This is a genomic window from Bacteroidetes bacterium GWF2_43_63, from assembly GCA_001769275.1.
In the GTDB taxonomy this organism is placed as follows: domain Bacteria; phylum Bacteroidota; class Bacteroidia; order Bacteroidales; family DTU049; genus GWF2-43-63.
The window spans coordinates 37,965-49,725 of record MEOQ01000010.1; the positions used below are offsets into that span (position 1 = coordinate 37,965).

The following is an 11,761-nucleotide window of genomic DNA, read 5'->3' on the forward strand; positions in this document are numbered from 1 at the left end:
CCCGGAATCGTTGGGTGCTGTAAAGGCTCTCTCCCTGACGATTCCACGTCAGCAAGGTCTGTTTATTATTCTGTACACGCTGACGGTAGAATGTCAGGGAGACGCGGCAGACTGAAAAATACCGGAAACTGACCACAACCGACCAGAAACTGAAGCAGTCTTGAAACAGGGTAGCAAATGGCTTTATCTTTACTTCAGTAATCGACCACAAAGAATCCCGTAACCCTATATATATATTTAATCTTCCTGGTGCTTTGTTCGTAAAACCTGAGAACCCGCCCCGCAAAGGCGGGTTCTTCGATTTTAGAAATCCGATTTTTGATTTTAGATTTTTGAAGTGATGTGGGATTTTGGGTGTGCAATCAGACCTTTTCGAAATTCATCTAAAAACTTCCTTTATCAAATTTCAATTCAAAAAATTCATACATCATCCTTCCGATCGCAAATCAAAAATCTCAAATCATATATCGTAAATCATTACCTTTGCACCATGAGCGACATCAACCCCAATCTGGATGCAAATGGCAACGCCATGACGCCCACAGAGCGCGAAATAGAACGCGTGCTGCGGCCGGGCGATTTCCATGAATTCATGGGCCAGAAACAGGTGGTCGATAATTTATTGGTGTTTGTTCATGCAGCGCGCCAACGCGGCGAAGCGCTCGATCACACCCTCCTCCACGGCCCTCCGGGACTTGGGAAAACAACGTTGTCGCACATTCTGGCAACAGAAATGGGTGTCAATATCAAGATTACCAGTGGACCTGTAATTGAAAAACCAGGCGACCTGGCCGGACTGCTGACATCACTCGAAGCAAACGATGTTTTGTTTATTGACGAAATCCACCGGCTGAGCTCGGTTGTAGAAGAGTATCTCTACTCAGCCATGGAGGATTACCGCATCGACATTATGATTGAGACCGGTCCGAATGCGCGCAGCGTTCAGATCAAACTCAATCCTTTCACGCTCATAGGCGCCACCACCCGCAGCGGATTGCTCACTGCCCCGCTCCGCTCCCGCTTTGGCATCAATGCGCGACTTGATTATTACGATAATGAAACACTGCAGCGCATTGTTATCAGGTCGGCCGGCATTTTAAAAATCAGCATCGACGATAAAGCGTCATCTGAAATATCGCGCCGCAGCCGCGGTACGCCCCGTATTGCGAACCTCTTGCTGCGCCGCGTTCGCGACTTTGCTCAGATTAAAGGCGACGGAAATATTGATTTACCAATTACTGAATACGCGTTGAGCGCACTCAATATTGATAAAAACGGACTCGACGAAATGGACATCCGGATACTGGATACCATCATCGGGAAATTCAGGGGCGGGCCAGTTGGGCTCACCACCATTGCCACTGCCGTAGGCGAAGATGCCGGCACCATCGAAGAAGTGTATGAGCCATTTTTAATTCAGCAGGGTTATCTCATGCGCACCCCACGCGGTCGCGAAGTAACGCCCATGGCCTACATCCATCTTGGCAAAAAACGTCCTGCCACCGACGGACGACTGTTTGACGATTTCTGATTTATGGCAGGCGTGGAAAATAAAGGACTACTGGCATACAACAAACAACTCGACGGACTTCGCTGCTTTGCAGTTCTTGGTGTTCTGATTCTTCATTTCGTACGCTTCGACAATATTTACATTAGTCGCATTCCATTCGGACAAGGCGTGAATCTGTTTTTTGTTATCAGCGGATTTCTGATTACCCGAATACTGCTTTTGAACAAGGAAAGCATGAAGGCCGGGAAAACAAGTGCGGGAAAAATTCTGAAATCGTTTTACATCCGCAGGACATTGCGCATTTTCCCCATCTACTATTTGACTATTTTCTTTTTGTTTGCCGTAAATTTTCAAAACACGCGTGATGTTTTTCCGTGGTTGGTTTCGTACACTGTAAACATTTATCATTCGCTCGATCTGCCGTATATTGGCTCATTCAACCATTTGTGGTCGCTCGCGGTTGAAGAACAGTTCTATTTGCTCTGGCCTTTTCTGATGCTGATAATTCCATCAAAACACATCGGAAAATTTATTGTTTTTGTTATTGCATCGTCGCTCGCTTTTAAGATATATTGGTTTTCGAATTATGGTTACACCGGTGTTATCAATTCGTTCACGCTGAGCTGCGCCGACTCACTTGGCTTTGGGGCTCTTATTGCCTGGTGGAGTGTTTACAAGCCTGACTTCAGTAAGCGGATAGGCCGTATGTGGTATTTTATTCCACTTGCGACAATACCATTTATTTATGTTGTCATATATCCGCGCGGTAACGAAGATGCAGCTTTCGTTTTAAACAATTTCCTCTATTCTCTCTTTGCATTCTTCATTGTTTTGCGTGCCTCGCAGGAAAAATTCAGCAAACCAATTGCATTTATTCTTGAAAATCCAGTGGTGCGCCATATTGGAAAAATTAGTTACGGCATTTATTTATATCACTTTTTTATGCCTGATGTTTATTATTATTTCAATAAGTATTTTCCAAACCGGTTTCCGAATGAATACGAAATTCAAATGCCCTTCTATTTCATTGGAGCCCTGATTATTGCTCAGCTTTCGTGGATGCTTATTGAGAAGCCAATTTTGAAGTTTAAGGATCGACTGAGCGAAACTGAGAAAAAGAAACTTCAAGCTAAAAATAATTCCATCTGAAGATTTAGAGACTGTCTGAAAACAGTTGCAATGGATTATTGTTTTAAAAAACTGCGTTTTAAGACAGCCGCTGAAATAATACAAACACGACCTCAGAGAGGTCGCATATTTACAAACACTTTCGGAGACGCAGTTCCCTGTATTCGACTCTTCCGGAGTCGTGGTTTTGTTTGATTATGGGCTACAGATATATGACTCCTCCGGAGTCGTCCAAAAATCGATTGACCTGATTTATAAATCACTTTGGTATAATACAAAAAGGGCTACACTCAGCTCTGGATCATGGAATAGGGACGAAAAAAACAGAGATGCTTTTTAAAACACCTCTGCCATAAAAAAAACTGAAAGTTGCAATTCTTATAAATGCAGAAATCGCAATAATTATTTTGCCATGTAATCCATCACTTTGTTGAGGATGTCTGCTGCTTTGGTCAAGTCAGCATTTTTGTCGAACACGCTAACATAGATGTCAAGATAAACCTTGTCGACAACAGCAGCAGCATAGTACTTGTTGTAATTTTTCTGTCCACCCACCTGATCTGAAACGTTTTTAATGAGCATGTAGCGAAAAGTCATTTTACCTTTCACTATTTCAGTCCAATCTTCAAGGGTTACGCCCGCTTTGTCTTTGTACATTTTCGTCTGCACTTTTTCGAAATCCTCCAGCGATGCAACGCAAATATCTTCCTTGTTGCCAAGCAAATCAACATTACCTGCATTCACGTTAATCTTGTCGGCGCCTTTGTCTTTACCATTTTTAATCGAATAGCCGTAATAGAAATACTTGCTGGTAGTATCGACAGAAACATTTGAAGAACTCAACTCGAGCCCTTCTATTTTCAGATTCTTCGCCAGATTGTTGAAGTAAGCATAGTCTTTGACAACAGCCACTTCTTCAACTTTAGTAGTGTCTTTAATCTCTTCCTTTTTTTCTTCCTTCGTTCCGCCACATGAAATAAGAACTGCCAGTGAAATCAGCAATGACAATGAGATAATTGTTTTCTTCATGGTTTTTTGTTTTAGTTAAAATGAGATGAACTGTCAAAGATAGTTTTCGAAAACGCTATTGTCAATAGTGCTGACAAAATAGTTATTCTTTAATGAAGCTATTTCTCCACAAGGTGCTTTCTGTCAACAATTGAAGGTGATAATAACCAGGATTGAGATTCCTGACATCAATCACCGGCTCCCGGATCAATTCATGGAAAACGACGCGGCCACTTAGGTCTGTCACTGTTGCCATGACCGGCCAAGCAATATTTTTTATCTGAAATGAGATTGTTTCTGTTGCCGGATTTGGATATACATTGACTTCTGAAAACATGTTTTCATTCAAAGACATATTTCGCAATGAATCAATATAGGTAACCGTTGACGAAGCGCTCATACCATCGCGGATCACAACCTGCAGAACTGGAATTGAATATCCGTGCGCATACCATTTGTACTCTGTTTCGGTGCGGTCCATCGGAAATCCCATGCCGTATGCTTCGTAATACAATGAATCATGAATTTCGCTATAGCTCAAAATCCGCAATGCATCAAAGGTTCCAAACGGAGTGATAAGTGTTCCCCAACCATCGATTGAGTTGTAGCGTGTGCGTTCTTCGCTGTAATAGCCAAGTGTTGGAATGGTGGCATTAAAAGCAGAAAAGCAGGTGTCCATATTTCCGAATGCTGCCGGCAGCATGACAATGGTATCCATCGGATTGTACAGCACCGGCAGTGGAGCGGAGTTGATGGTCAGACCCGCGCCAACCTGAATATACGCATCGGATTGAATTTTATAAAATGCATAAAAATTCTCGATAGTTACTGTTGGCATCGGGCTTTCGTAATCCTGATAATTGGCCACGTCGGCATCGTGTTCCGGATCGGTAAATGAATTGTTGAATGCTGCAATATACGTCAGTGGCAGCGAAGTATTCGAGGCCGAAATAAATTCAATGGTATCCTGCGATTGGGGCACCATTTGCGAAAAATCCCAACTGTAGTTGGCACCGGTCGACACAAAATCATACGTACCCAAATCGTTCAGAATGCTCACCACATAAGTGTTTCCGGTAGATGGAAAATCACTTTCAGAAAGCGTAATCTGCGAAAAAGACTGAAGTGAAATTAAAATAAAACTGGCAAGGAAAAATTTCTTCATGGGGGTATTTTTTTACAAATATAGGAGGTTTTGGGATTTATTTTGTCAAAATTGTATCTTTGTTTCAGTTAGTTTATTGCTGACTAAATGTGAAACATTCCCTATTCGGATATCACTTTGACAAATAAAATTTGAATAAATTACAATGAGAACAGCAATTGTAATATTATTGACCATAATCACAATCAGTACTTTTGGGCAAAAAGATCCGGAGCTAAAGCATCTGGTTGAGTCATTCGAAAATCCCATCTGGAAGTTCAAATCTGACTTTTTTCAGGACTACTGTAATATCAATGAAATCTATAGATATGATTCTGTTCTTGTGATAAAAGGTGGAAGTGAAGAAGGATGTGAACAAGGAGTGATGTACGGAATAAACAGCAATACTGAAAAAACAATATGGCAAACAGACCTGGAGCCATATCAGGGAGATTACTACTTTCATTCAGGCAATATTGTTTTTACACTGGAAAACACACTTCACTGTCTGGACATCAATACAGGAAAAGAAAAATGGACATTTGAAACGCCGGATAAGACATCGGATTTTCTCAGTCTTTACTTTATAGACGGCCTGATCTACTGCCTTTTCAGCAATCTGTACTCTTCTTCACTTTATTATTCAGGAACCGACTCAAAAACCAATTATGATTCACTTGTAGTTAACAGTTTGATTGCATTGGATGAAAATACAGGTAAAGAAAACTGGATCATTGGAGACATAGGTCACAAACAGGCATGGAAAATCAATTATATAAACAATTGTATTCTTGTTCTTATTAGTCATCAGGCCATTTCAGCTTTCGATACCAGAAAGAAACAGGAACTATGGCGCCTGAATCAGGCTTCGCATCCGGACTGGTCGGACCAGGGTTCTCACTTCGAATTGAAAGATACGGTTGTTCAGTACAAGTTCCTATATGGCACGGGAGATACAATTTTTCTTGACAGAAAGGTTTCTTCAATTGATTTTCATAATGGCAAGGAGACAATAATAGCTGTTGATCTTAAATCGGGAGTTATTATCAACGAATTCTTCGCCGGCGAATTAAACAAGTGCATTATGGAATACGATCATGTATTATCATGCATCGGCCCGGAAAACAACATTTTGTTTCTCAAACGTACGAATATTGAGGCACAAAACCAATGCTATGGTGATGCGGATTATTCACTGGTGTGCATTGACATGAAACAATGCACCCAAAAATGGGAATACAATCTGTCAGAAAATAATGAAAAATATGATGTCCGAAATCATAATACAACTTTGCTGGCAGACTCCTCGGATACTTATTTACTGATTAAAAACGAAATCATTCGCTTCTCTTCAAAAAACGGTGAAATTATCTGGCGAAAAGAAATTAAAAGTCAAACTGCTTCAGATATTATCCTTATAAATAATTATATTTTTTGCAGTACCTTTTCCTGGAATAATGATATTTACAAAGTAAATTCTGTGGTTTTCAAAAAAGCCAATCCTTCAAAAACTGAGTTGATAAAGGCAGGTTGGTACAACATGTATAAAGACAAAAATAAAAACTCCTGGTATTCCATTAATGATATGAATGAGGTGATAAAGATATGCACGGAAGCTGAAAAATGAGTATATAATTTGATTAATTAAAAAGTTTGTATATGATTCATATTTGGTGTATATTTGCACCACCAGACACGACAATATGAAACGACAAAGCATTTCATTTTCAGAGCCCAATGATGAGTGGTTGAATAGCCAGATTGCCAACAAAGAATACTCCAGCCGAAGTGAACTGGTTAACGATCTCATTCGTCAGGCCCGAAAACAGCAGAAACAAATTGATTGGATCAGATTAAAAATTGAGAAAGCAGAGAAGAGCGGATTTACAACAGATAGCAAAACGCAAATTCTCAAGCAATCCAAAGATCTGTTGAATGAATAAATTCAAATTGACTAATGCCGCAAAAGAAGACCTCATCAGAATTCATCAATACGGGGTGAAACAATTTGGCATGCGTCAGGCTGATAAATATTTCGAATCTTTCTTCGATCATTTTGAAATGATTGTTGAAAGGCCATTCTCTTTTGAATCAGTTGATTTAATAAAACAAGGATACCGACGTTGTGTTTGTGGAGTCGATAGTATTTATTTCAGGATGAATGATGATGTTGTTGAAATTATGACAATCATTGGACGGCAGGATTTGGGACAATTACCAGACATTACTAAATATGATTGAGCAAAAAATCGAGCTCACTAACTTTTATTAATTCGAATAATAAAGCAACTTTTTTAAGGAATAATAATGTGAAAATTATTTTTGACAAACTACAAAAAGATGAGCAATACGCTGTTTCAGGCAGTGAAATCAAACTGCTGTGGTCAGTAATTCCTAAAGAATGGGTAGCAGGAATTAAACTGATACATTTTTTAGGGCAGAATGCCAGAAAATCCAGATTTGAACGCCCTGTAAACCGGGTATTACTTTCGAACAAACTCAATATCTGTGCAACCGGATTTTCAGAAAATGAAATTATCACACAAATTCTTATTGAATTGGTTCAGGACTCAGGTGATGCAAATCTTCGGGCCGCATCTTACAATAAATTGACAAAGAAACAAACTGCGAAAATTCACGAAATAATTGAACCATATCTGCACCTATATTTTGAAATGAAACAAAAACTAACTTTCGAAAGGCCTATGAAAAAATCATGACACACCATTCAAATTATTGGAAATTTTGCAGAATTGCATTTGTGGCAACAGCCTTGACCTAATTCTTGACCTTGTTCTCGACCTCGAAACTATTTCTTCTTATTCTCCACCATCGGAACAAAACGAAACAAACCATGCTCCTTCGCGATAAAAGTGTTGTCGGGCTGACGCGTAATGGTTTTCATCACCTGAACACCGGATGAATCGCCTACCGGAATAACCAGAATGCCTCCGGGTTTCAATTGTTGCAATAATGCATCAGGAACCACGGGTGCAGCTGCAGTCACAATGATGCGGTCAAACGGCGCGTAAGTCGGCAGCCCTTTGTAGCCATCGCCATAAAACAATTTGGGAATGTAGCCAATGGCCGGCAGAAATACTTTAGTCCGGTCGTAAAGCGCTTTCACACGTTCGATAGAAAAAACTTTTGCACCGAGCTCCATGAGTACAATGGCCTGATAGCCAGATCCGGTGCCGATTTCCATCACTTTCATCAGTGGTTTTATTTCCAGCAGCTGACTCTGAAAAGCAACAGTATATGGCTGACTGATGGTCTGGTCTTCGCCAATTGGAAAAGCTTTGTCTTGGTAGGCAAATTCTACAAAACTGCTGTCCAAAAAGAAATGACGCGGAATCTTACCAATGGCATCCAGCACCCGCCTGTCGGTAATACCCTTCTGTTCAAGCTCCACAACCAAGCGTTTCCGCAGGCCCTGATGGCGGTAATTGTCTTCAAGAACTCTTCCTTTGAATGTTATCACGAACAGGTAATTAACAGGTTGATGCTTATAATTCACGCGAAATTACTAAAAAGGTCTGGTATTTATATCTACTTTTGCGCATTGTTAAACAAAAAACTGAACAATGCTGCGAATAGGAGTTCTTGGTGCCGGCCATCTCGGCAAAATTCACATCAAATGTCTGAAAGAACTTGACAACTATGAACTGGTAGGATTTTATGACACTGATGCTGAACGTGCAAAAGAAGTAGAAAAGGAATTTGGCATCCGCCATTTCGAAAACCGAGATGAACTGATCGATGCCGTTGATGCCGTTGACATTGTGACACCTACCATTGCCCATTTCGAAAGTGCAGCCCTGGCCTTGAAAAAATTCAAGCATGTTTTTATTGAGAAGCCGATTGTTACAACTTTGAACGAAGCCACGGCGCTTGTAAATCTGAGCCGCGAAGCCAATGTGAAAATTCAGGTTGGACACGTGGAGCGTTTCAATCCTGCATTTCTGGCAGCTCAGCCCTACATAAACAAACCCGTTTTTATTGAAACGCATCGACTGGCGCAATTCAACCCACGCGGCACCGATGTTCCGGTTGTGCTCGACCTCATGATTCATGATATTGATATTGTGCTGAGTGTTGTAAAATCGAATGTCAGAAAAGTGAGCGCCAGTGGAGTTCCGGTCATCAGCAACACGCCTGATATTGCCAACGCGCGCATTGAATTTGATAACGGTGCAGTGGCGAACCTCACTGCGAGCCGTATTTCAATGAAAAACATGCGTAAAAGCCGATTTTTCCAGAAAGATGCCTACATCAGCGTGGATTTTTTGGAGAAGAAAACCGAGATTATTCGCATGAGCGACGTGATTGATGAAAGCAAATTGCCACCGTTTGCTCTTGTTTTCGATCCGGGCAACGGCTCGTCAAAAAAGCAGATTCATATTGAAAACCCCAACATAGAAACGATAAATGCTATTAAAATGGAACTTGAAAAATTTCATGATTCCATTGTAAACAATGAACCAACGCCTGTCGGAATTCTTGACGGATACACGGCGCTGGAAGTTGCCTACAAAATCATGGAGCAGATTGATGAATCTCTTTACTTTTTTTCATAAAAAGATTTAACATTACATACTAATCTGCTTTTTTGACCGTTTCTGCAGTTACTTTACACCATGAGATTATTTGCCATTTTCATTCTGACAGCGGTCATTATGACCTCCTGCAACTGGATTAACCCATCTGAAGAAACGCCTTCGTTTGTTCAGATAGAGTCAGTTTCATTCAGCACAAACAGTACACAAGGATCTGCTAACCAGAGTTTTGTTGACGCCTGGGTGTATATTAATGGAGAAAAAATGGGAGCTTTCGAAATGCCCCTGACTTTTCCGGTACTCAAAGAAGGCACTTTTACAATACAGGTTTATCCGGGCGTGAAACTCAATGGAATTGCGAACACCCGAGCTATTTATCCCTTTGTTAAACCATGGGAAGCAACGATATCGCTGACAAAAGATTCGGTGACTGTCTTATACCCAACCACAACCTATTACGACGATCTGAATTTCAGACTGATTGAGGGTTTCGAAGATGCAGGTATGACAATCAATAGCACTACTTTAAGCGACACCATCATGCTGCGGACATCGGAACCCACCGAAATATTTGAAGGATCCTTTAGCGGATTGCTGGCGGTTGATACACAGCACGATACCATTGATGTTCGTTCAAACGCATCGTATGTTTTGCCTCAGACCGGCGCATACGTTTTCCTTGAACTGAATTTCAAAACACAGGCGCCTCTGGCAGTGGGTGTTATTGCAAATACCGGCGGACTTTCGGTTTACCACCCCATCGTTGTTTTGAATGAAACAGATACCTGGAAAAAAGTATATGTGAATCTGACTCCTGTGGTTGCACGGGAATATCAGGCAAGCAGTTTCTTTTTCTTTTTCCATATGGAACTGCCTGAAGGAATGACCGAAGCAAAGGCCTACATTGACAATGTCAAGCTAATTCATGCGGAATGAAACTGAACAGGACTAAACAAACTGCCCGTTATGTTGTCTGCGACCTTATTGGTGCGGCAGCAGCCTGGGCTGCATTGTTTTCGTTCAGAAAATTTCAGTCCGGGATGGTTTTCGAAGATTTATGGAAAGCAGTTTCACCAGATCCTAATTTCTTTCTTGGTATTTTCATCATTCCATTTTCCTGGCTGCTGTTTTATTTCATTACAGGCTTCTACAGAAATATTTTTCGCCGGTCACGCCTGCGCGAATTGGGTCAAACAGCCACTCAGACACTTATTGGAGTAACAGTGATTTTTTTCGCTTTCATTCTCGATGATCGCGTCAATTCCTTCGTCAACTATTATGAGAGTTATCTGTTTCTGCTGGTAACTCATTTCACTGCCACCTATGTCGGCCGTTTTGTAATAACATCAGCCACTGCCCGCAAAATACACAAAGGCATCTGGGGATTCCGGACATTGATTGTTGGGAACAACGGCAATGCGGTCCGCATATATGAGGACATAAGCAATCAGACACAGAGTGCCGGTAATATTTTTGTCGGATACATTCCTGTACTCGAAAATTCAAACGATAAACTTTCTGTGTATTTACCACGTCTGGGCAATATTCAGGCACTGGAATCCATTATTGATGAGCACGATATTGAAGAAGTGATTGTAGCGGTTGAACCATCGGAGCATAAAGTGATTACAGAGATTCTTAGTATTCTCGATAACACCTCTGTCGACATTAAAATTATTCCGGATTACAAAGATATTCTCGCCGGCAACGTGAAAATGAATTCCATTTTTCATGTCCCGCTTATTTATGTTTCGCGCGAGTTAATGCCGCACTGGCAGCGGGTTATCAAACGCGGAATTGATGTTCTTGCTTCCATTCTGGTCATGACTCTTTTGTCGCCATTGTATTTAATTACAGCCATCATAGTGAAATCCGGTTCCAAAGGACCGATCATCTACAGTCAGGAACGCATCGGCTTGCATGGGAAACCGTTTTTTATGCACAAATTCCGCTCGATGTGCGTGAATGCTGAGGAAAATGGGCCCGCACTTTCGAACAAAGCCGATAGCCGAATAACACCATTTGGGCGGTTCATGCGTAAATACCGGCTCGATGAATTGCCTCAGTTCTACAATGTGCTTATTGGCAATATGTCGCTTGTAGGTCCCCGTCCTGAACGAAAATTTTTCATTGATAAAATAGTGCAACAGGCGCCGTATTACCGGCTCCTTCAAAAAATAAAACCGGGCATCACAAGCTGGGGTCAGGTAAAATATGGATATGCTGAGAATGTGGATCAAATGATTGAGCGTCTAAAATATGACATTCTCTACATTGAAAATATCTCCTTGGCAATGGATTTTAAAATACTGATCTACACTGTACTTATAGTGTTTCAGGGCCGCGGAAAATAATCTGATTTCCGTTTTTTTGATGCAATATTTCAAAATGACTAAAAACTCCGGAAAACACACG

12 protein-coding genes are annotated in these 11,761 nt (G+C 41.1%); 9 read left to right on the forward strand and 3 right to left on the reverse strand.

From position 1 onward, the window contains the following. The first annotated feature begins 499 nt into the window (after positions 1-499). The gene (locus A2W93_05845; GenBank protein ID OFY55974.1) at positions 500-1,531 is read left to right on the forward strand and encodes a Holliday junction DNA helicase RuvB; all 1,032 of its coding nucleotides are present in this window, start codon (positions 500-502) and stop codon (positions 1,529-1,531) included. Positions 1,532-1,534: 3 nt separating this feature from the next. After that, entirely contained in the window at positions 1,535-2,659 is a 1,125-nt protein-coding gene (locus A2W93_05850; protein ID OFY55942.1) for a hypothetical protein, read from the forward strand. A 381-nt stretch (positions 2,660-3,040) separates the two neighbouring features. On the opposite strand, the gene A2W93_05855 is transcribed toward A2W93_05850, so the two are convergent. Both A2W93_05855 and A2W93_05860 read right to left on the reverse strand, forming a co-directional pair. Further along, complete coding sequence (locus A2W93_05855; protein ID OFY55943.1) at positions 3,041-3,667, reverse strand: hypothetical protein; 627 nt, start codon at positions 3,665-3,667, stop codon at positions 3,041-3,043. Positions 3,668-3,749: 82 nt separating this feature from the next. Further along, a complete protein-coding gene (locus tag A2W93_05860) occupies positions 3,750-4,811 on the reverse strand; it encodes a hypothetical protein (GenBank protein OFY55944.1) in 1,062 nt (353 codons plus the stop codon). Between the two features lie 145 nt (positions 4,812-4,956). On the opposite strand from A2W93_05860, the gene A2W93_05865 reads away from it, so the two are divergent. The 4 genes from A2W93_05865 to A2W93_05880 all read left to right on the forward strand — a co-directional run bounded on the left by A2W93_05865 (position 4,957) and on the right by A2W93_05880 (position 7,510). Further along, positions 4,957-6,417: a hypothetical protein gene (locus A2W93_05865; protein OFY55945.1), complete on the forward strand. Its 1,461-nt coding sequence runs from the start codon at positions 4,957-4,959 to the stop codon at positions 6,415-6,417. Between the two features lie 76 nt (positions 6,418-6,493). After that, a complete protein-coding gene (locus A2W93_05870) occupies positions 6,494-6,733 on the forward strand; it encodes a CopG family transcriptional regulator (GenBank protein ID OFY55946.1) in 240 nt (79 codons plus the stop codon). After that, positions 6,726-7,031 (forward strand): plasmid stabilization protein, encoded by a 306-nt coding sequence (locus A2W93_05875; GenBank protein OFY55947.1) that lies wholly within the window; start codon positions 6,726-6,728, stop codon positions 7,029-7,031. Before A2W93_05870 ends, A2W93_05875 begins: the two co-directional genes overlap by 8 nt. Continuing rightward, entirely contained in the window at positions 7,028-7,510 is a 483-nt protein-coding gene (locus A2W93_05880) for a hypothetical protein (protein OFY55948.1), read from the forward strand. The genes A2W93_05875 and A2W93_05880 overlap by 4 nt, the downstream gene beginning before the upstream one ends. A gap of 89 nt (positions 7,511-7,599) precedes the next feature. On the opposite strand, the gene A2W93_05885 is transcribed toward A2W93_05880, so the two are convergent. Then, entirely contained in the window at positions 7,600-8,268 is a 669-nt protein-coding gene (locus A2W93_05885) for a protein-L-isoaspartate O-methyltransferase (protein OFY55975.1), read from the reverse strand. Between the two features lie 106 nt (positions 8,269-8,374). Between A2W93_05885 and A2W93_05890 the strand changes: the two genes are divergently transcribed. Genes A2W93_05890 through A2W93_05900 form a run of 3 tightly spaced genes read left to right on the forward strand, consistent with a single transcriptional unit; the run spans position 8,375 to position 11,700 of the window. Beyond that, the gene (locus A2W93_05890) at positions 8,375-9,367 is read left to right on the forward strand and encodes an oxidoreductase (protein OFY55949.1); all 993 of its coding nucleotides are present in this window, start codon (positions 8,375-8,377) and stop codon (positions 9,365-9,367) included. Between the two features lie 60 nt (positions 9,368-9,427). Next, positions 9,428-10,282: a hypothetical protein gene (locus tag A2W93_05895; protein ID OFY55950.1), complete on the forward strand. Its 855-nt coding sequence runs from the start codon at positions 9,428-9,430 to the stop codon at positions 10,280-10,282. Then, entirely contained in the window at positions 10,279-11,700 is a 1,422-nt protein-coding gene (locus A2W93_05900; protein ID OFY55951.1) for a hypothetical protein, read from the forward strand. The genes A2W93_05895 and A2W93_05900 overlap by 4 nt, the downstream gene beginning before the upstream one ends. Positions 11,701-11,761: the final 61 nt, after the last annotated feature.